The sequence below is a fragment of the Pseudomonas sp. FBCC-B35 genome (assembly GCF_059133755.1).
The window spans coordinates 3921689-3944363 of the sequence record NZ_CP101439.1 but is presented as its reverse complement, the minus strand read 5'-3'; the positions used below and the strand labels follow the sequence as shown (position 1 = coordinate 3944363).

The window sequence follows — 22675 nt, the reverse complement described above, 5'->3', positions numbered from 1 at the left end:
CGTCCTTGCCCCCGGGGATGTACCCGGCGGGTTTGCAGCGGCCTCAGACCACATGGATACCGCTTTGCACCCACAAATGGTGACTCGGATCCTCCTGAGCCGTGTACTGGTTATAGTCGATACCGTCGGCAGTTTGGTTCCCCACCTTGCTCCAGGTGTCGGTCATGTGAACCGAGTCACTGTCATCCCCCTTGATGATCAGCGTGTCGCTGGCGCTGTCGGTAACCGCCACCACGTCGGCCAGGGTCAATGTGAGAGTCACTGCGCTGGTGTCGTTGAGGTCGATGGTGTCGATCTCGTGCACCCGACCGACCAGGTTGCCCAGGTCGATGCTGGCATCACCGCCATTCCAGAGCAGCGTGTCGCTACCGCTTCCCCCGTTGAGGCTGGCAAAGCCCTGGTCGCTGATCACCAGAGTATCGTTACCGGCGCCTCCGTCGAGCGTGACCGCGCTACCGGCACTGGCCACCAGCGTGTCATCGCCATCGGTGCCGGCGATCACCTCACTGGCAGCGACCGTGGCGACACCGGCCAGCGCCGCGCCCTCGTCACCGGTGTCCGCCATGATCGCAGCGGTGGCGGCAAAGCCTGTGACCGGGTCGAGGTTGATGGTGAGCGTGGCGGTGTCGGTAGTGCCGTTGGGGTGGGTCAGCTCGTAAGTGAACACCTCTTGTTGCCCGATCACCGACGAACTGAGGCCGGCATCGAGGGTATAGGCGTAGCTGCCATCGGCCTGCACCACCAAGGTCCCGTAGCTGCCCTGGACGATGGCCCCGTTGTAGCCCGGGATGGTGAAGGTGTTCGCCGCCGTCAGCACGCTCAGCACCGTCAGGGGCGAGCCCAGGTTGTCGGCGCCCGCGCCGTCGGTCAGCAGGTTGCCGGTGACCGGCGTATAGCTGCCTACCACGAACTCATTGAGGTGAGTGGCCGTGGCATTGACCGTGGTGGTCAGCGAGCTGAATAGTCCAATGCCGCCTGCGGTGACCCGCACGTGGTAGGTGCCGGCGCCCTGGTTCTGGAAGGTGTAGCCCGCTCCCCCGCCCAGCAGAGTGACCAGTGAACCACCGCCGACGGTCTGCACCGTCACGTACTGCCCTGTGGCCGGGTTGAGCTTGAGCAGCTCGAGCGTGGTGCCGTTGAGCAGGGTCAGCAGGTTGGCAGAATTGAGCACTACCTGTACATCAGCGGTGGTGTTGGCTGCCACGGTAGTGGTGTACGTGGCCGAGCGGGTACCGAGCACCGGCAAGGACAGCGGTGAGAACGTGGTGGTGCTGCTGGTTTGCAGGTTCACCAGGCTGATGTTGGTGTTGTCGACGTCATTCACCGCGTCCACTACGGTGGCGGGCGCTGCATAGTTGGTGTTGCTCCACACCTCGGTGGCTTGTGGGCTGTCGATGCGCACGTACAGGTTGGCCGTGTCGGACTTGCCGTTCGGATGCACCAGCTGATAGCTGAACACATCCACCTTGCCGACGCTGCTCGGGCTGCCGTTGGGGGTATAGGTGTAGCTGCCATCGCCCCGTATTACCAGGGTCCCGTACTGGCCCTGCACGGTGGTAGCGCTGCCAGCGGTCACGTAGCTCCCGCCCTTGAGCACTTGCAGCACCGCGTCGCTGTCCGGCCCACGCGCATCGGTCGTGCCGTCGATACCCACATCGGTGACGACGTTGCCGGACGTCGCTGCGCCCGTACCGGTGAACTGGGTCAGGCTGGTGGTATCGACCTGCAACGTGGTGTTGACCGTGGTCAGCAGGCCGATACCGCCGCTGCCCACGGTCAGCCGGTAGTCACCGGCACGCAGCTCGCCAATGTCCACGCGCAGGCCTTGGCCCAGCGGCAGCAATACCAGGTCGAGCAAGCCCTGGCTGTTACCGGTCGCCAGCGTCACCCAGGCGCCGCTGGCATTTTTCACCTGCAAGGTGAAGGTGGCGTTGTCCAGCAGGGCCAGGGCACTGCCCGTGTTGAGCGTCAGCGTTGGATCCGCCGTTGTGCCTGCTCCCACTGTCCAGGTAAAGGTCTTGCTGAAGCCCGCCAGCAGGGTGCTGAACGAGTCCTGGTAGGTATGGCTGCTGACGACGGGCGCAAGGTTGACCACGGCGGTCGCCAGGTTGTCGCTGGCGATGACCGGCGCATCGGCGTCCACATCGGGCGCGGTGACGGTGACGTTGCCCGACACGTTGCCGCGTGGGTCGCTCAGGGTGATCGACAGCAGCTGGCCATTGTCCTGTGGTGGGTTCAAGGCCACGGTGAAGCTGCCGTTAGGCTGCACGGTACCGGTTTGCAGCACCGTGCCGGTTGCGCTGCGCACGGTGACGGTGGCGCCGGGCTCGCCGGTACCGGTCAGGCTGGTACCGTCGGCATTGACCTGCAGGTTGCCGGCGACCGCTGGCGGGGTGAAGTCCGGCGCGGTCAACGCGGTGGGCGTCGAAACGTTGCCTGCCGCGTCCGTGAGCGTGATCGACAACGCCTGGTTGTCGATCTGCGCGGCCGCCAGGCTGACCACGAACAGGCCGTTGCTGCCGACCGTGGCGGTGCCCAGCACCGTACCGGCGCCGTTGCGCACTTGTACCGTACTGCCGACCTGGCCCGAGCCGCTGACGGCGGTGCCGGTGGGGTTGATGGTGGCAATCGGCGCGGCAGGCGGCGTAGTATCGGGTGCGAGCACACTGGCGCTGCCGGACAGGTTGCCGGCGGCATCGGTCTGGCGCACCACCAGCAGTTGCCCATCGTTCTGCGGCGAGGTCAGGGCGATGGTGAAGGTGCCGTTGGCCTGCACCACACCGGTACCGACCTGGCCACCTGGGCCTTGCACGGTAACGGTAGCGCCTGCTTCGCCGTTGCCGGTCAGCACGGTGCCTGCACCGTTGACCGTCACGTTGGTCGGCGCAGCCGGTGGTTGGAGGTCAGGCGCGGTGAAGGCCGTGCTGCCAGAGGCGTTGCCCGCCCCGTCGGTCTGGCTGACGTTCAGCACCTGGCCATTCAACTGCGGTGCATTGAGGTTGATGCTGAACTCGCCTGCGGCGTTGACCTGCCCGGTGCCCAGCACCGCATTGCCGGCGCTGCGCACGGTCACGGTTGCGCCCGCTTCGCCGGTGCCGGTCAGTACCAGGCCATTGGTCGACAGCGCGGCGATGACAGGGTTTGCAGGCGGGGTGATGTCTGCCGCCACCACGAAGGTCGGCTGCGATTCGCCGCCAACCAAGGCAACGGCCGTGACGGTCAGTTGCTGCCCGTTGAGCTGTGCAGTCGTCAGTTGCAGGCTGAACGTACCGTTCAAGGTGGCGCCGCCGACACCAATCTGATTGCCTGCCGCGTCATATACCCGAATGCCTGTTCCCGAAGGCGCATTGCCCGACAAAGTCAGGCCATCGCTGGCCAGCACGACATTGGTAGGTGGTACAGGAGGGGGTGCCAACGGCGTGACAAAGGTGATGCTGGCAGACGTATTGGCCGCCGCATCGGTCTGGTAGACCACCAGCGACGCCACCGAGCCGGCAGGCGGACTGGTGACGATCTGGAAGGTCCCGGCCTCGCTGACTTCACCGGTACCGATCACCGTCCCGTTTTTGCTGATGGTAACGGTTGCGCCTGGCTCGCCACGGCCCGTGATCACGGTGAAGGTGTTGTCCACCGCCAGGTCTGTGACGGCATCGGGCGGCGAGGTATCCCGGGCCAGCAAGGTGGCCGGGAGTGAGGTGTTGCCTGCTGCGTCGATGGAGACGACGGTCAGAAGCTGGCCGTTGTCCTGGGCTGGATCCAGGGCGATCGTGAAGGCACCGCCCGCCGCCACCTGCACAGTGCCGACTTCGACACCGTCCGGCCCGCGCACGCTGATGGTGGTGCCGGCTTCGGCCGTGCCGGTGAGGGTCTGGCCGGTGGCATCGAGCACCAGGTCGCCCGGCTGCACCGGTGGGGTGAGGTCAGGCGCTTGCAATTGCACCCCCGGCGATGGGTTGCCGGTGGCGTCCTGGGCGATGAGGGTCAGCACTTCACCGTTGATCTGTGCCGGCGTCAGTGCCACCACGAAACGGCCGTCAGCGGCGACGACAACCTGGCCTACCAGATCGCCCTGGCTGTTGAGCACCGTCACGCGCGCCCCGACTTCGGCTGTGCCGACCAATTGGGTGCCGCTGCTGTTGATGGTCGCCACCACTGCTTCAGGGGGCGTGATGTCCAGTGCGGTCAGGGTGCTGACCGGCGAGACGTTCTGGGCAGCATCGGTCAGGGTCACCTGCAAGCGCTCGCCATTGAGCTGCGGGGTTTGCAGGGCGATGGTGAAGGTGCCTGCGGCGCTCACCACACCCGTGCCGATCTGTGTCGTGCCCACGAACACCCGCACGGTGGCGCCCACTTCACCGACGCCACCGAGGGTGTCGCCGGCCGCATTGAGCCGCAACTCGGTCGCCGCTGCTGGCGGCGTCAGGTCTGGCGCCTGCACCGTGACCGCCTCGCTGACGTTGCCGGGTGGGTCGGCCTGCAGCACGGAAAGCACTTGGTTATCGATCTGAGCCGGCGACAGGTCCACACGGAAGCTGCCGTCGGCCAGGACCGGGCCCGTGCCCAGCGTCACGCCCGCTGCATCCCTGACGGTTACCGTTGATCCCGGCTCACCAAAGCCGGTGACCACGCTGCCATCGGCGTTGATCACTACCTGCGTCAATGGCTCTGGTGGGGTGAAATCAGGCGTTTGCAAGGTGGCGACCGGCGAGACATTACCGGCCGCATCGGCCTGGGTGAAGCTCAGCACTTCGGCGTTGGTGAGCGGCGGGTCGAGGGTCAGCGTGAAGTTGCCGCTGGCATCGACAATGGCGCTGCCGATGTCCTCACCCGCTGCATTGGTGACGGTCACTGCTGCGCCGGCTTCGCCGCGCCCTGTGATGGTGACGCCGTCACTGGAAACCGCCAGCTCTGCCGGTGCGGTTGGCGGCGTGGTATCGGGCGCGGTGATGACGCTGGCGCCCGATTGGTTGCCGGCGGCGTCGGTCAGCAGCACCTGCACCTGTTGCCCGTTGGCCTGAGGCGCAGAGAGGTTGACCTGGAAGGTGCCATCGACACGCACGGTGTCGGTGCCCAGCACACTGCCGTCGGCAGCGATCACCCGCACGGTGACGCCTGGCTCGCCTGTCCCGTTGAGCAGGCTGCCACCGCCAGCGAAGGCCAAGTCCTGTGCAGGTGTTGGCGCTGTGCGGTCTGGCGCGGTAAGGCTGACGCTGTTCGATTCGTTACCGGCCACATCGGCCTGGCTGGCATTGAGCAGCTCGCCGTCCAGTTGTGCCGTGGCCAGCGTGGCGCTGAAGTTGCCAGCGGCATCGACCACGGCGGTGCCGAGTTCGACACCACCTTCGCCAGTGATGGTCACGGTAGCGCCCGGTTCGCCGCGGCCGGTCACGACCAGGCCGTCGCCAGACAGCACCAGGCCGGTGAGCAGCAGCGGCGCCGTGGTATCCGGCGCCTGCAGCGTGGCAGGTAGCGATACCGCGCCGTCGGTGCCAGTAGCGGCGATCAGCAGCACTTCGCCGTTGGCCTGCGGGCTGCCAAGGTTGACCGTGAAACTGCCGTCATTGGCCACCGGGCTGCTGCCCAGGAGTTGCCCATTGGTGCCGTACACGTTGACGGTGGTGCCGCTGGCTGCCGTTCCCGAGACCGACAGGCCGTCGGCGGCCAGGACCAAGTCTGCCGGGGTTGCCGGTGCCAAAGGCCCAGGGGCGTTGATCGATTGGGCAGGCGAGACGTTCTGTGCTGCGTCGGCTTGCACCACGCTCAAGGTTTCACCCACCAGTGCCGCAGGGCTGAGGCTGACGTTGAAGCGACCGTCGGCTGCGACCACTGCTGTGCCCAACAGGCTGCCATCGGCTGCACTGACGCGCACTGTGGCACCGGCCTCACCGCTACCCACCAGGCTTGCGCCGTCGGCGGACACGGCCAGGTTGCTGACGGCGGCTGGCGGCGTGGTGTCCGCTGCGGTATAGGGCGCAGCGGTCGAAACGTTGCCGGCAGCGTCGGTGGCGGTCACCTGCAGGGCCTGCCCGTTGGTTTGGGGCGCGTTGAGGGTTACCTGGAAGGTACCATTGGCGGCGGCGACTGCCGTGCCCAGCACGTTGCCGGCGTTGTCACGCACGGTCACCGTGCTGTTTGCTTCGGCGCTGCCGGTCATCTGCATGCCCGACGGGGCGAGCAGCAGGTTGACCGGCGCGTCGGGGGCGGTGAAGTCCGGCGCAGTCACGGCAACCGCCACCGATGTGTTGTTGCCCGCATCGGTCTGGGTGACGCTCAGGCGCTGCGCGTTGAGCTGGGCGCTGTTCAGGGTCAGGGTAAAGCTGCCATTGGCCGCGACCAGTCCTGTACCGAGGATAGTGCCGTCGACCCCGCGCACGCTGACGGTGGCGCCTGCTTCGCCCAAGCCGGTCAGGGTCAGGCCGTTGTTGTTAAGCACCACGTTGGTCAGGGCGGCAGGGGGCGTGAGGTCTGGCGTGGTGAGGTTGACGGCGACCGAGGTATTGCCGGCGGCATCGACCTGGGTGACGCCGATGGCCTGGCCATTGGCCTGAGGCGTATCGAACACCACGGTAAAGCGGCCATCCACACCCACCGTCGCGGTTCCCAGCACGGTGCCGGAAGCGTTGCGCACCTGCACGGTGGCGCCGGGTTCACCGCTGCCGGACAGCTGCCGGCCATCGCCGCTCAACTGCGCGTCGATCACTGCCGCTGGCGGTGTGCGGTCTGGGGTCGCGAGGCTGGCCGGCGCCGACACGTTGCCGGCTACGTCGCTGAGGGTGACCTGCAGCGTGCTGCCGGTGGTCTGGGCACTGGGCAGGGTGATCTGGAACTGGCCACTCTGGTTGACGGTGCCGGTGGCCAGTACCGCGCCGCTGGCATCGCGAATCGTCACCAGCGCCCCGGCTTCACCCTGGCCGCTGACGACCGTGGCTGCGTTGTTCAAGCTCAGGTTGTTGGCAGCCAGAGGCGCCTGCAGATCGGGGGCCTGCAAGGTCGCAGCCAATGACACATTACCGGCCGCGTCCGCCTGGGTCACGATGAGGTTCTGGGCGTTGGCCACTGCCGGGACGAAGTTGACCGTGAACAAGCCATTGCTGCCTACGGTCGCGCTGCCCAGGAAGTTGCCCAAGCTATCGCTGACACGCACGGTAGCGCCCACTTCCCCCTGGCCGGTCAAGGTGCTGCCGATACGGTCGATGGCCACGCCTGTCGGTGCATCAGGCGGCGTGGTGTCTTCGGCAACCACGGTGGCTGGCACCGAGGGTTGGCCGCCTGCCGTGGCTCGCGCGGTGACCTGCAATTTCTGCGCATTGAGCTGGGCATTGAGGAAGAACACGCGGAAGATGCCGTCGGTGCCAACCGTCGCCGTGCCCAATGTGGTACCGGCGGATGTCACGGTAATCAAGGTACCGACGGTGCCCTGGCCGGTCAGGAGGAAGCCGTCTTCGCTGATCGCCAGGTTGCTAGGGGCCGCCACTTCGTTACCGGTCGGGCCCTGCAGCTGCACGTCGGTGGAGGCGTTGCCGGACGGGTCGATCACGACCACGTCGACCGTTTCGCCCGTGCTCAGGGGCGGGTCGACCGGGATCACGAAGGTGCCGTCCGGGCCGGCCGTATCACTGCCGCGCTCGGAGCCATCCGGGTTGCGGATGACCACCGTGCTGCCAGGTTCGGCCGTGCCGCCGACCGTCGTACCATCGGGGCTCACGCTGACATTGGTAGCTGGCAGCGGATCGGTGTTGTCCGGTGCTGTCACGCTGATCGGCACCGATGCATTGCCGGTCGGGTCGGTGACCACGACGGTGACGGTCTCCCCATTGTTTTGCGCGGTGGGCAGCGTCACGCTGAAGCCGCCGTCGGCGTCTACCGGGACAGTGACTTCACCGCCGGCACTGTCGCGTACCGTGACGGTCTGGGCGCCAGGCGCGTTACCGGTCACAGTGGTGCCGTCTTCGCTGACCACCACGCCGGTGGGTTGCGCAGGTGGGGTGATGTCCGGCGCGGTGACCCGTCCTGGCGAGGAGGCGTTGCCGGCGCCGTCGATCAGTACGACATCCAGCACCTGGCCATCGAGCTGCGCAGGTGACACGGATACGGTGAAATTACCACCCTCAGGCACCAGGATACTGCCCAGCACGGCGCCGCCAGCGCCCCGTACTTCCACCGTGGCGCCGGGCTCGCCAACGCCCTGGATGGCAGTGCCGCCCGGGGTGATGACAAGACCCGTAGCGGTTGCCGGTGGTGTGCTGTCGTCAGCCGTGAGCGTGGTTGCAGGCGACAGGTTGCCCTGTGCGTCGATGAGGATCACCGACAGCACTTCGCCATTGGTTTGCGCTGGGGTGAGAGGGACTTCGAAGTTGCCATCTACCCCTACTTCGACGCTGCCCAGCACATTGCCAGCGGCATCGCGCACCTCGACAGTGGTCCCGGCCTCACCTTGACCGCTCAGTACGTTCCCGGCGTCATTGAGCGAGAGGCCAACAGCCGCCAGAGGCGGTGCGAGGTCGGGCGCCGTCACGGTGCCCGCCGGGGACGGGTTGCCGGCAGGATCGGTCTGTATGATCGACAGGTCCTGGCCACCGAGCTGCGCGGGTACCAGGGTGACGCTGAAATTGCCATCGGCTTGAACCTCGGCAGTGCCCAGCACGATGCCAGCCACACCGGTCACCGTGACTTGTGCGCCAGGCTCGCCCGTGCCGGTCACGAGGGTGCCATCGGCTGATACCAGCAGGGTGCCGGGTAGGGCAGGCGGTTCGTTGTCCGGTGCAGTCAGATCGACGGCTTGTGACAGGTTGCCGGCAGCATCACGCTGTTCGACACTCAGCACTTGGCCATTGGTCTGCGCGGGGTCGAGCGTGACCGAGAAGGCGCCATTGCCGCCTACCTGGGCGAAGCCCAGCACGGCGCCGTTCGGCGCGCGTACGGTCACCGTGGCGCCGGCTTCGCCAGTACCGCTCACCACGCTGCCTGCGCCGTTGATGACCGCATCGGTAACCTGCTGAGGTGGCGTGGTATCCGGCGCCGTGAAGGGTACAGGCCCTGCGCTGTTGCCCAGGTTGTCGGTGGCTTCCACGCTCAAGCTTTCGCCGTTGCGCTGGGCAGCGGACAGGGTGACGTCGAAGCGTCCGTCAGCGCCCACGGTTGCGCTGCCCAACACAGCGCCGCCTGCGTCGCGGACGGTGATGATCGAGCCGACCTGACCCACGCCGGTGAGGTGGATACCCGCCGTGTCGATGGCCAACGCAGAAGGCTGCAGCGGGCCGTCCAGATCAGGCGCCGTGAGGGTGGAGCTGGAGGTGTTGCCGGCGCCATCGCGCACGGTGACTTCCAGGGTCTGGCCATCGGTTTGTGGTGGCGTCAGCTGCACGCTGATAACGCCGTTGGCACCGATTTGAGCCGTGCCGAGCACGTTGCCATCGGCATCGGTGACCTGCACCGTGGCCCCTGCCTCGCCCCGTCCGGTCAATACGCTGCCATTGGTGTTCAACTGCAGATCGGTAGGTTCATTGGGGGCCGTGATGTCGGGAGCGACGATCTGCACGGGCAGCGAGGGGGTGCCGTCGCCGTCGACGGCGACCACATCCAGGGTTTCGCCGTTCGCCTGGGCCGGTGTGAGCCCCACGGTGAAGCTGCCGTCAGGGTTGGCCTGCACGGTGCCGATGACATTGCCCTGGGCATCGCGTACTTCAACCTGAGCGTTGCCCGGTGCGGTGCCACTGACCGAGGTGCCGTCCCCAGCCACCACGATATCGGTCGGGCTGGCCGGTACAGGGGCTTGCGAAACGGTGACGTCTATCACCGTGGAGGTATTGCCAGCTGCGTCGGTCTGCACCAGCGAGATGGCCTGGCCGGCCGCCAGCGGCGCATCGAGGTTGACGACGAAGGTGCCGTTGACCGCGACAGTCCCCGTGCCGATGACAAGGCCCTCATCATTGCGCACCTGTACGGTGGCGCCCGGTTCACCCCTGCCTGCGACGGCGAGGCTTCCCGCACCTGCTTGCACGTTGCTGACCGGCACTGGCGGCGTGATGTCGGGGGCGACATAGCCCAGCGGCACCGAGCTGTTACCCGCAGCGTCGGTCACGGTCACGGACAGGGCCTGACCGTTGGCCTGCGGCGGGTCGAGTGTGAGGCTGAAGGTACCGCCGGGCTGGGCGATGGCGCTGCCGATCAGGGTGCCAGCGGCGTCGCGCACTTCAACGCGCGCGCCGGCCTCGGCAGTACCGCTCAAGGTCACGCCGTTTTCCAGCGCCAGATTGGCAGGCTGCAGCGGCGCCACCTGGTCAGGCGCGGCCAGCGAGCTTGGCGCCGAGACGTTGCCCGCTGCATCGGTAAGGGTGACCTGGAGCGCCGAGCCGTCAATCACCGGCGTCTGCAACTGCACCACGAAGGTGCCGTCGGCTTGTACCGTGCCGCTTGCCAGCAGCTGCCCCTGATCATTACGCACTTGCACGGTGGTGCCGACTTCGCCGCGCCCGGAAACGGTGGCGCCATTGGCACTGATCACAAGGTCGGTGGCAGGTTGTGGCGGCGTGTTGTCGCCCCCGTTGTCAATCACAGGCGCAGTGACCGAGCCTGGCAACGAGGCATTGCCGGCGGCATCGGTGGCATTGACCTGCAAGACCTCGCCGTCGACCTGTGGCGGATTCAGGGTGATGCTGAAGACACCGGTTGCACCCACCACGGCTGACCCCAGCACAGTGACCCCGTCAGCGGCCAGCACACGCACGGTGCTGCCTGCTTCGGCGCGCCCCGTGACCACGCTGCCGTCGCCATTGACCTGCAACTCGCCGGGGATGGCTGGTGGCGTGATGTCCGGCGCCGTCACCTGCACGGGCAGGGAGGCGTTTGCTGCGCCATCGATGGCCACCACGTCGAGCAGTTCGCCGTTGGCCTGAGCCGGGTTGAGCACCACGGTGAACGTGCCACCGGCACCTACCACCACACTGCCGACTACGTTGCCATCGGCATCACGTACCTGCACCTGGCTGCCTGCCGGGGCCGTGCCGCTGATGCTGGTGCCGTCGTCGGCCACCACCAGACCGCTCGGGCTGGCCGGGGCCGGAACAAGAGGGACGTCGAACAGCAGCGGTTCGGACGCATTACCGCTGGGGTCGGTCTGCACGAGATTCAGGCGTGCGCCGGGCTGGGCGGGTGGGTTGAGTTCGAGCAGGAAGGTCCCGTTGCCACTCACAGTGCCGCTGCCGATCACAGTGCCGGTCGCATCGCGCACTTCCACGCGCGCGCCCGCTTCGCCTCGACCGGCCACGGTCAAGCCGGCGTTACCCACCACGACATTGCTTACCGCAGCCGGCGGCGTGATGTCCGGTGCTTCGAACTGCAGCGGGGTCGAGGCGTTGCCGGCGGCGTCCACCAGGCGTACATCGAGTGCTTCGCCGTTGGCCTGCGCGGGTGCCAGGGTGAGACTGAAGTTGCCGTTTGCATCCACCAGGCCGGTGCCGATCACGGCCCCACCAGCGGTGCGTACTTGCACCGTTGCGCCAGGCTCGCCACGACCGGTAAGCGTGATGCCGCCTTCAAGGGCAAGCTCGGTTGGCTGGGCGGGCGCCAGCAGGTCGGGGCTGACCACGGTGGCGGGGGTGGAGGCGTTGCCGGCGGCATCGGTGAGCACGACTTGCAGGGTGCTGCCGTCCTTGACCGCAGGGTCCAGGTTGACCTGGAAGGTGCCGTCGGCATTGACGGTTCCGCTGGCCAGCAGATTGCCTTGGCCATCGCGTACCTGCACCGTAGCGCCAGCTTCACCGCGCCCGTTCAGTTGCGCGCCGGCAAGGTTGATGGCCAGGCCCGTGGCAGGTGCAGGCGGGGTGTTGTCCACGGCATCGATATCCGGCGCGGTGACATTACCCCCAGCAGAGGTGTTGCCCGCTGCGTCGGTGGCCGTGACCTGCAAGACCTCGCCGTCGACCTGTGGCGGGTTCAATGTGATGCTGAAGCGGCCAGTGGCGCCGACCACTGCGCTGCCCAATACCGTGGTGCCATCGGCAGCCAGCACACGCACGGTGCTGCCGGGTTCGCCACGTCCGCTGAGCACCGTGCCGTCGGCATTGATGGCCAGTTCGCTTGGCGTTGCAGGCGCAGTGATGTCCGGGGCGATGATCTGGGTGGGCAGGGAAGAAAGCCCTGCACTGTCGATCGCGACCACATCGAGCAATTCGCCGTTGGCTTGTGCGGGTGCCAGCTCGACGGTGAAGCTGCCGTCAGGGCCTGCGACTGCGCTGCCAAGCAACGCACCGTCCGCCCCGCGCACTTCCACCCGAGTGCCTGCCGGGGCGGTGCCGGTGAGGGCGGTACCGTCTTCGGACAGTGCCAGCTCAGCAGGGCTGGCGGGTGGATTGGTCGCCGGCACCGCGATTGTCACGGGGATAGAAGCATTGCCGCTGGGGTCTACCTGAATCAGCCTCAGTTGCTCACCGGCCTGCGCGGCAGGATCGAGGTTTACCAGGAATGTGCCGTTGGCGGTGACTACGCCGCGACCTAGCAGATTGCCATCGATGTCACGCACTTCAACTGTGGCACCGGCTTCGCCACGACCACTGAGTGCGGTCCCCCCTTGGCCGACCAGAAGATTGGTCACGGCTTCGGGTGGGGTGATGTCCGGGGCATCGAACTGCAACGGGTCAGACGTGTTGCCAGCTGCGTCTACCAGGCGCACGTCCAGCGCCTGGCCGTTGGCCTGGGCAGGAGAGAGGGTGACCGTGAACAGGCCGTCGTCACCCACGATTGCCGAGCCGATCATGGTACCGGTTGCGGTACGGACCTGCACGATGGCACCCGCTTCACCGCGACCGGTCAGGGTCACGCCGCCAGCCAAGGCCAGGTCGGTTGGCTGCGCCGGGGCAATCAGGTCAGGGGAGGTAACGGTCGCGGGCTGGGACACGTTCCCCGCGGCATCGGTGAGCGTGACCTGCAGGTCGCTGCCGTCCTTGACGGCGGGGTCCAGGTTGACAGTGAAGGTGCCATCGGCGGCCACGGTGCCTGTTGCAATCAGGTCACCGGCCGCATTGCGCACTTGGACGGTAGCTCCGGCTTCACCGCGACCGCTCAACTGAGTACCCGCCACACCCACGACCAGGTTGGAAGCCGCTTCAGGCGGCGTTGTATCGCCACCGCCATCGATATCCGGTGCGGTGACCGAACTGGCCTGGGATGCATTGCCCGCGGCATCGGTGGCAGTGGCTTGCAGCACTTCGCCGTCTACCTGAGCAGGGTTCAAGGTGATGCTGAATACGCCGGTAGCGCCGACGACCGCCGAGCCCAGCTCGGTGCCGTCAGCGGCCAGAATACGCACGGTGCTCCCCGGCTCGGCGCGGCCCGTGACCACGGTGCCGTCGGCGCTCACCGCCAGCTCCGCGGGGGAGGCAGGCGCTGTGATATCGGGGGCGGTGATTTGAGCGGGCAGTGACGACACATCGTCGGCGATGGCCACCACATCCAGCAGTTCGCCATTGGCTTGGGCGGGGTTCAGGTCGATGCTGAAGCTGCCGTCGGCATTGGCGATGGCGCTGCCGATCAACGCACCGCTGGCATCGCGCACCTCGACGCGTGAGCCTGCCGGAGCAGTACCGCTGAGCACGGTGCCGTCGGCGTTTACCGCCAAGTTGGCAGGGCTTTCCAGGGCTGGCGTCAGGGGCACTTCGTAGTCGACTGCGGGCGAGGCGTTGCCGCTAGGGTCTGTCTGCACCAGGCTCAGTTGCTCGCCGGGTTGCACGGCGGGGTCGAGGTTGACCAGGAAGGTGCCGTTGGCGGTAACCACGGTGCTGCCCAGCAAGGTACCGTTCGCATCGCGCACCTCGACCGTCGCACCTGGCTCGCCTCGGCCACCGATCACGTTACCGCCAGGGCCGACCAGCACATTGGTGACCGCCTCTGGCGGGGTGATGTCAGGGGCATCGAACTGCAAGGGTGCCGAGGCATTGCCTGCCGCATCGACCAGGCGTACGTCCAATGCCTGGCCGTTGGCCTGGGCAGGTGAGAGGGTGATGCTGAAGGCGCCGTCTGCGCCCACGGTGCCTGTGCCAATCACGGTGCCGGCAGCATCGCGCACTTGCACGGTAGCGCCTGGCTCACCGCGCCCGGTGAAGGTGACACCATCGGCTAGGGCCAGGTCGGTGGGTTGCGCAGGCCCCACAAGATCTGGAGATGCCACGCTGGCGGCTGGCGAAATGTTGCCTGCCGCGTCGGTCAGGGTGACTTGGAGGCTGCTGCCATCCTTGACGGCGGGGTCCAGGTTGACGGTGAAAGTGCCATCGGCGCCGACAGTGCCCGTGGCGAGCAGGTTGCCTGCCGCGTCGCGCACTTGCACTGTGGTGCCGGCTTCGCCGCGACCGGTCAGTTGGCTGCCTGCCAGTCCGATGACCAAGTTCACAGGCGCGTCTGGCGGGGTGACATCACCGCCACCATCGATGTCCGGTGCTGTGACTACGCTGGCTTGGGATACGTTGCCCGCAGCATCGGCGGCAGTGGCTTGCAGCACTTCGCCGTCTACTTGGGCAGGGTTCAACGTAATGCTGAACACGCCGGTGGCGCCGACGACCGCCGAGCCCAACTCGGTGCCGTCAGCGGCCAGAATACGCACGGTGCTGCCCGGCTCCGCGCGGCCGGTGACCACGGTGCCGTCGGCGCTCACCGCCAGCTCTGTGGGGGCGGTGGGCGCCGTGATGTCAGGGGCGGTGACTTGGGCGGGCAGCGATGACACATCGTCGGCGATGGCCACTACATCCAGCAGTTCGCCATTGGCCTGAGCGGGGTTCAGGTCGATGCTGAAGCTGCCGTCGGCATTGGCGATGGCGCTGCCGATCAACACACCGCTGGCATCGCGCACCTCGACGCGCGAGCCCGCCGGAGCAGTACCGCTGAGTACGGTGCCGTCGGCGTTTACCGCCAGGTTGGCAGGGCTTTCCAGGGCTGGCGTCAGGGGCACTTCGTAGTCGACTGCGGGCGAGGCGTTGCCGCTAGGGTCTGTCTGCACCAGGCTCAGTTGCTCGCCGGGTTGCACGGCGGGGTCGAGGTTGACCAGGAAGGTGCCGTTGGCGGTAACCACAGCGCTGCCCAGCAGGGTACCGTTCGCATCGCGCACCTCGACCGTCGCACCCGGCTCGCCTCGGCCACCGATCACGGTGCCGCCCGGGCCAACCAGCACATTGGTGACCGCCTCTGGCGGGGTGATGTCAGGGGCATCGAACTGCAAGGGTGCCGAGGCATTGCCTGCCGCATCGATCAGGCGTACGTCCAGTGCCTGGCCGTTGGCCTGGGCAGGGGAGAGAGTGACGCTGAAGGCGCCGTCTGCGCCCACGGTGCCTGTGCCGATCACGGTGCCGGCAGCATCGCGCACTTGCACGGTAGCGCCTGGCTCACCGCGCCCGGTGAAGGTGACACCATCGGCCAGGGCCAGGTCGGTGGGTTGCTCAGGCCCCACAAGATCTGGAGATGCCACGCTGGCGGCTGGCGAAATGTTGCCTGCCGCGTCGGTCAGGGTGACTTGGAGGCTGCTGCCGGCCTTGACGGCGGGGTCCAGGCTCACGGTGAAGGTGCCATCAGCACCCACGGTGCCCGTGGCGAGCAGGTTGCCTGCCGCGTCGCGCACTTGCACGGTGGTGCCGGCTTCGCCGCGGCCGGTCAGTTGGGTGCCAGCCAGGCCTACCGCCAGATCCACAGGTGCATCCGGCGGCGTGGTGTCACCGCCATCGACCAAGGGCGCGGTGATGTTGGCTGCCGGCGACGTATTGCCTGCCGCGTCGGTGGCGCTCACGGCCAAGGCCTGGCCAGTGGTCTGCGGGGGTTGTAGCGTGATGCTGAACAGGCCGTCAGCGCCCGCGATGGCGGTGCCCAGCAACGCGCCGCCGGGGCCGCGTACCGAAACGGTAGACCCGGGCTCGGCCCGCCCGGTCAGGGTGGCACCCTGGGCATCGACGGCCAGGTTGGTCGGTGCGAGCGGCGCCGTGAGGTCTGGCGCTACGACAGCGCCCGGTGCAGAGACGTTGCCAGCGGCATCGGTAAGGGTAACTTGCAGGTTCTGGCTATCGAGCTGCGCGGGTGTGAGCACCACCTCGAAGGCACCATTGGCCCCCACCACGCCGCTGCCGATCACATTGCCGGCAGCGTCGCGAACGTTGACCGTAGTGCCGGGCTCCCCACGGCCCGAAAGGCGCGTGCCATCAGCGGACACAGCGAGCGCCACGGGCGCATCAGGAGGGGTAGTATCGGTGCCATCGACCACTGGAGCGGCAATACCGGCTGCGGCGGACGTGTTGCCCGCTGCATCCTCAGCCGTGACTTGTAACGCCTGGCCCGCTGTCTGCGCCGGTTGCAGGGTAACGCTGAACACTCCGTCCGCCCCTGCCGTGGCCGAGCCCAGCAGCACGCCGTCGGCCCCTCTGACCGACACCGTGGAACCGGGCTCGGCGCGGCCGGTAAGCGTTGTGCCCTGGGCGTCGATCGCCAGTTCGGTTGGCGCCAGCGGGGCGGTCGCATCCGGTGCGGTCACGGTGCCTGGTGCAGACACATTGCCGGCTGCATCGGTCAAGGTCACTTGCAGGTTTTCGCTGTTGATCTGGGGGGCGTTGAGCGCTACATCGAAGCTGCCATCGGCCCCGACCGTACCGGTACCGAGCAGGTTGCCAGCCGCATCGCGGATGTTCACGATCGCACCCGCTTCACCGCGCCCCGACAGGCGCAGGCCATCCGGGGAAACCAGCAGGTCGATGGGGGTCGCCGGGGCCGTGGTGTCAGGCACTGCACCGCCACCGCCACCACCGCCGCCGCCGCCACTACCGCCGCCTACCGCCGCCGCGCCGCCGCCCACGCCGAGCAACCCCAGGCCTGCGATGGCCCACGTCGGCATGGCATCGCCCGCCGTACCGATGCCTGCAACCAGTTCGTCCAGAGAAGCCACTTCGTTGAAGGTGAAGCCGGTGAACGCCTGGGCGTCGTATTCGGCTTGCCAGAGGGTACCGTCTTCGCCGACGAACACCATGTCGCTGCCAACGCCAGCCTGATTCACCGCGAAGAAATTGCCGATGGTGACCTTCTCGCCGGACTTGAGCGTGACGATCAAATCCTGCCCGCGTTGGGTGACGGTGGCGACCTGGTCGGGGGCGACGGGCATCTGCACGACGCCTGGGCCATTGAGACTGATATTGCCCCAGGCATTCTGGGTGGCGACGGCGGACTGCTTATCGGCGACGACGATGTTTTCCATGAAGTGCTCCCTGCTGGTCGACTGATCCCCCCCGGCCTGAATGTGGCCGGCATTGCTGCACCAGGTCCTCTGGAACGCGATGCGGCAACCTCGACTGGTGAGTCGAGGCATGGGCGTTTAGGAGATATAGCAGCCGTGTTCAGACCAACCAGAGGCTTTCTGGGTTAATCCTTTTGTGAGGCATCCCTAGCGGATACCTAGCCGCCGGGCCAGGCGGCTGAGGTTCGCGCGGTCGAGTTCGAGCGCTCTTGCGGTGGCTGCCCAGTTGCCCTGATGTTGATCCAGGCAGGCCTGGATCAGCTGGCGTTGGTAGATGTCCAGCGCCTGGCGCAGGCCTCCAGCACCCAGGTCGGGTACCGTCGTCTCAGGGGCTGGAGCGGGCTGCGAATGGAGTGAGGTAGGTGGTTGCAGATCCAGATCGGCAGCGGTCAAGGACAAGATCCTGGGGCGTACCGTTTGTCGGCCCAACGCCTTGAGCGCCGAGCGGCCTATCAGATGCTCCAGTTCACGCACGTTGCCCGGCCAGTCGTAGGCCAGGAGTGCAGCTTGAGCGTCCGCGCCCAGTCGTAGGCTGCTCAGGCCCAAGCGTGAGCGATTCTGTTCGAGGAAGTAGCCTGCCAGCAGCAACACGTCGCGTGCGCGTTCCCGCAGAGGAGGGACATGCAACGGATAGACGCTCAGACGGTGGTAGAAATCGGCACGCAAGCGCCCGTTGCGCACCTCGGCGGCCAGATCACGGTTGGTGGCGGCGATCAGGCGCACATCGACGTGGTGTTCGCGGTCTGAACCCAGCCGCTGCAACTGTCCGCTTTGCAACACGCGCAGCAGCTTGGCTTGTACCGCCAGCGGCAACTCGCCCACCTCGTCGAGAAACAAGCTGCCCCCATGGGCCAGTTCGAACTTGCCCCGGCGGTCTGCATGGGCGCCGGTGAAGGCCCCGCGCACGTGGCCGAACAGCTCGCTTTCCACCAGCGTGTCGGGCAGCGCTGCGCAGTTCAGGCTGATCAGCGGCTTGTGGGCCCGGCTGCTCGCCTGGTGCAGGGCCTGGGCCACCAACTCCTTGCCCACCCCGGTCTCGCCGGTGATCAGCACGGTGAGATCGCTGCTGCCCACCAGTCGGATTTCCTCCACCATGCGCTGGTGGGCCGGGCTCTGGCCGATCAGCTCTCGGTCCTGACCACTGGCCTGGCGGTACACCTCCGCCCGCTGATGCTCATTTTCCGCACGCAGGGCCAGGCGTTCGATCCGCTCGGCCACGGTCACCGTCGCAGCGGCCAGGCTGGCAAAGGCTTGCAAGGCGTCGAGCTCCAGGCTCTGGAACTGGCCGGGCGTCAGGGCATCGAGGGTGACCAGCCCCCACGGGCGCTCATCGACCATCAAAGGGCAACCCATGCAGTCGTGAACCTCAAGGTCCACATCCGGCGTATTGACCAGGCCATCGTACGGGTCCGGCAGCTCGGAGTCGCTGGCAAAGCGGGTAGGGGAGGGGCTGCTCAACAGGATCTGAAAACGTGGATGCTCACTGACCTTGAAGCGACGTCCAAGGGTGTCTGGGCTCAGGCCATCCACGGCCAAGGGCACTAGCCATTCGCCATCGAGCCGGAGCAAGGCGGCAGCGTCACAGGGCAACAGACTCCGCATGGCTTGCAGTAAACGGCGATAGCGTTCCTGATCAGGCAGGTCGCGAGACAGGTCGCTGACCAGTGGCAGCAAGGCGGTAAGCAGTGGCTTGGCAGTCATAGGGACTCCTGTGGGTCTAATTGACTATACGCCGCCCTGAGTCATTTAGACATGGTGCGGCTTGAAGGCCGCGGATTTGCTGCGCGCTGTACTTGGCACGAATGATGAAAAGACTGAGCATCATTCGAAGCCCCAGGCTCAGGAGTTGCTGCAATGCTCAATGCCGAACAACGTGCGATCATCAAGGCCACCGTTCCATTGCTGGAAACAGGCGGCGAGGCACTGACCACTCATTTTTACCAGATGATGCTCAACGAGTATCCCGAGGTACGCCCACTGTTCAACCAGGCGCATCAGGCCAGCGGTGACCAGCCCCGTGCCTTGGCCAATGGCGTGCTGATGTATGCCCGTCATATCGACCAGCTCGAACAGCTGGGCGGTCTGGTGGGCCAGATCATCAACAAGCATGTGGCGCTGCAGATCCTGCCCGAGCATTACCCGATCGTTGGCCGCTGTTTACTGCGGGCCATCGAGGAAGTGTTGGGCACAGACATTGCCACGGCCGAGGTAATCGATGCCTGGGGCGCAGCCTATGGCCAGTTGGCAGACATACTCATTGGTGCTGAAGAAAACCTTTACAAGCAAAAGGAAGAGGCCGACGGCGGGTGGCGATGGGCTCGCGAATTCCGACTGGCACGGCGGGTGGAAGAAAGCCTCGAGATCGTCTCCTTCTACTTCGCACCGGTGGACGGCAAGCCGGTGCTCAAGGCTGAACCAGGGCAGTACATCGGCCTGAGGCTGATGATCGATGGTGCAGAGCAACGCCGCAACTATTCGCTCTCCGCCTTGTGCGACGGGCGTGAATATCGGATCAGCGTCAAACGCGAATCCGATGGCAAGGTCTCCAACTACCTGCATGACCACCTGAGGGTAGGTGACACCCTCGAATTGTTCCCGCCAGCCGGTGATTTCACACTGGCCGCCAGTGACAGACCGTTAGTGCTGATCAGTGGGGGCGTGGGCATTACGCCTACCTTGGCCATGCTAGAAGCAGCCTTGCCGACCGGGCGGCCGGTGCACTTCATTCACTGCGCGCGCAATGGACAGGTGCATGCATTTCGCGAGTGGCTCGACACTCAGGCAGCGCGGCATCCGCAGCTCAAGCGTTTCTACTGCTACGCCGAAGCGGATGAAGCAGCCCACGCCGATGCCGTGGGCCTGCTGGACCAGCATCTGCTGGGCGAATGGCTCCCTCGCGAGCGCGATGTGGACGCCTACTTCCTCGGGCCGAAGCCCTTCATGGCCGCCGTTAAACGCCAGCTTCTGGCCTTGGGCGTACCCGAGCAACAGACCCGCTACGAGTGCTTCGGGCCGGCCGCAGCGCTGGCGTAAGCGCATTAGCGCCTAGTGACTATATATAAAGAAGCGTAACGGCCAGGCGCAAGGTCGGCCGTCTCTGGGGCTGGAAGGCAGCCCCTTCCTGCGAAGACGAGATCGCCAGGGCGATACGTGTTTGAGCGTTAATCCTGCATTAACCCAGCTGCCATTCACTCCTGCTGAGCGAGAAGCAGGCGGCAACTGTGGCCTGTTCGGTAGCTTCAATTTTCGCTGCCCCTCGTTGAACCGTCCTGCCAATGCCCGGTCTGAGCCACACCCCATTGCCGCCTGGAATATGTATCCATGAAAGGCGGGGCGCCCAGGCAACCGGCGTCTGTGTAGAATTACGCCGGGCTGGCGGAATACGCTGCGACTATCCATCCAAGGAACCGGCAATGAATGATCAAACATCGCGCCTGAATCGGGAACGGCGCTTTCTGGTACTGTTGGGCCTGATCTGCGTTTCGCTGATCGGTGGCGCTCTCTACATGCAGGTAGTGCTGGGCGAGGCGCCATGCCCGTTGTGCATCCTTCAGCGCTATGCGCTCCTGTTCATCGCCGTCTTTGCATTCCTGGCCGCAGCCATGCCCGGGCGACGCAGCCTGACCTTCTTCGAGGCACTGGTGGTGGTCAGCGCCATTGGCGGAATCATTGCAGCCGGCAACCATGTGTATATACTCGCCAACCCCATGGTCAGTTGTGGCATCGATACCCTGCAGCCCATCGTCGATGACTTGCCCTTGGCCAAGCTCTGGCCGCTGGCGTTTCAAGTGGACGGCTTCTGCAGCACGCCTTACCCACCGGTGCTGGGCCTTTCGCTGGCGCAATGGGCATTGATTGCCTTCGTCCTGACGGCGTTGCTGGTGCCACTTGGCATCTACCGCAACCGTCGCCGCCCTTAGACAAAAGTCCCTGAATCCAACAAGGTTTTCAGGCGCTCGATCAAGGTCGGGAAACCCCTGGGAAGTTGATCCAGATCAAGCTGTAGCCCTTGCTGAATGCGGGTTGCAGGGCTATAGCCAGGGGTGCGACAAAGTGTCGCGAAGTTGAATTTATCGGCGTTATTGTTACAGATCCTGTAAAGGACTGTTGCTCAATAAGTCATAGTCAAGGGTTGGCGACCTATCTACAATCGCCCCCAATTTCCGTTCGGCACTGCTTGCAAGTCGCAGGATTGAAGGAAGCCCCAGCGCTCCTTTTTGCTGACTTCGTCAAGTTTCGCCCAACGGCGATACCGGGCGGACCCCCCTCCGCGTTTTCCGCACCAAATGGAATTGGTCTGCTATACAGGCCTTTGCCTACGAAACCAAAAGCACCGCTAACTCGCTTGAAGCCAAGGTCCTGCAGTCGGGCCCAGGCAGGAGCGGGTACGGGCGCGCAATGCCTCACTTGGTTGGACGAAGTGTTGGCTACCAAACACCAATTGCATTGAAGCAAGCTGATCTAGAGGTCGTGAGATGAGTAAAAAGCGTTACCCCAGACTGTTTGGCATATTGCCCTTTTTAGGCATGCTTTTACTCAGTGGGTGCAACTGGACCCTGCTCGACCCGAAGGGACAGGTCGGCATTGAGCAAAAGAACCTGATCCTGATCGCAATCGGCCTGATGCTGCTGGTCGTCGTGCCAGTCATCATCATGACCGTGGTGTTCGCCTGGAAGTATCGCGCTTCCAACAAGGCAGCCACCTACACCCCGGACTGGTCTCACTCGACCAAGATCGAGGCTGCGGTGTGGATCATCCCGATTCTGATCATCATCGTGCTGGGTTACGTGACCTACAAGTCCACCCACAGGCTCGACCCGTACCGTCCTCTGGATTCCGACGTGAAGCCCGTGCAGATCGACGTCGTCGCGCTAGACTGGAAGTGGCTGTTCATCTACCCGGAACAAGGTATCGCCACGGTCAACAAGATCGTCTTCCCGGCCAATACCCCGGTCAACTTCCGCGTCACCTCCGACGCCGTGATGAACTCGTTCTTCATCCCGGGCCTGGGCGGCCAGATCTACGCCATGGCGGGCATGACCACCAAGCTGCACCTGATCGCCAACGAGAACGGCGTGTTTGACGGTATCAGCGCCAACTACAGCGGTGCTGGCTTCACCGGCATGAAATTCAAAGCTACTGCCACGTCCCAGGAAGACTTCGAGAAGTGGGTCGCCGAAGTCAAGCAGTCGCCGAAGAAGCTGGGCAAGGCCGAATACGAAGCCTTGGCCAAACCAAGCGAAAACAACCCAGTCACGCTGTATAGCGAGGCCTCGCCTGACCAGTTCCAGCTGATCGTCGACAAGTACGAAGGCATGAACCGCGGTCGTTCGAGCCACGAAGAAGCTGGCAGCAAAGACCTGGCCACTACCAAGGGTGTGGAATCGAGTATGCAACCAGCTGCCGGTGCAGAGGAGTAAG

General features: G+C 65.6%; 5 protein-coding genes. 3 read left to right on the top strand and 2 right to left on the bottom strand.

Annotated features, from left to right (window positions below):
• Window positions 1–43: 43 nt before the first annotated feature.
• Both NMB38_RS17905 and norR read right to left on the bottom strand, forming a co-directional pair.
• Window positions 44–17215: a BapA/Bap/LapF family large adhesin gene (locus NMB38_RS17905; protein WP_494354849.1), complete on the bottom strand. Its 17172-nt coding sequence runs from the start codon at window positions 17213–17215 to the stop codon at window positions 44–46.
• A gap of 186 nt (window positions 17216–17401) precedes the next feature.
• Window positions 17402–18955 (bottom strand): nitric oxide reductase transcriptional regulator NorR, encoded by a 1554-nt coding sequence (gene norR / locus NMB38_RS17900; protein ID WP_027916569.1) that lies wholly within the window; start codon window positions 18953–18955, stop codon window positions 17402–17404.
• Window positions 18956–19108: 153 nt separating this feature from the next.
• Here norR and hmpA point away from each other — a divergent pair, with 153 nt between their 5' ends.
• The 3 genes from hmpA to cyoA all read left to right on the top strand — a co-directional run bounded on the left by hmpA (window position 19109) and on the right by cyoA (window position 22674).
• Window positions 19109–20287, top strand: a complete 1179-nt coding sequence (gene hmpA, locus NMB38_RS17895) for an NO-inducible flavohemoprotein (protein ID WP_404666333.1) — start codon at window positions 19109–19111, stop codon at window positions 20285–20287.
• A gap of 380 nt (window positions 20288–20667) precedes the next feature.
• The gene (locus NMB38_RS17890) at window positions 20668–21174 is read left to right on the top strand and encodes a disulfide bond formation protein B (RefSeq protein WP_027916567.1); all 507 of its coding nucleotides are present in this window, start codon (window positions 20668–20670) and stop codon (window positions 21172–21174) included.
• Between the two features lie 555 nt (window positions 21175–21729).
• Window positions 21730–22674 carry a ubiquinol oxidase subunit II gene (gene cyoA / locus NMB38_RS17885; protein ID WP_023533467.1) on the top strand — a complete coding sequence of 315 codons (945 nt, stop codon included), beginning with the start codon at window positions 21730–21732 and terminating at the stop codon, window positions 22672–22674.
• The last annotated feature ends 1 nt before the right edge of the window (window position 22675 follow it).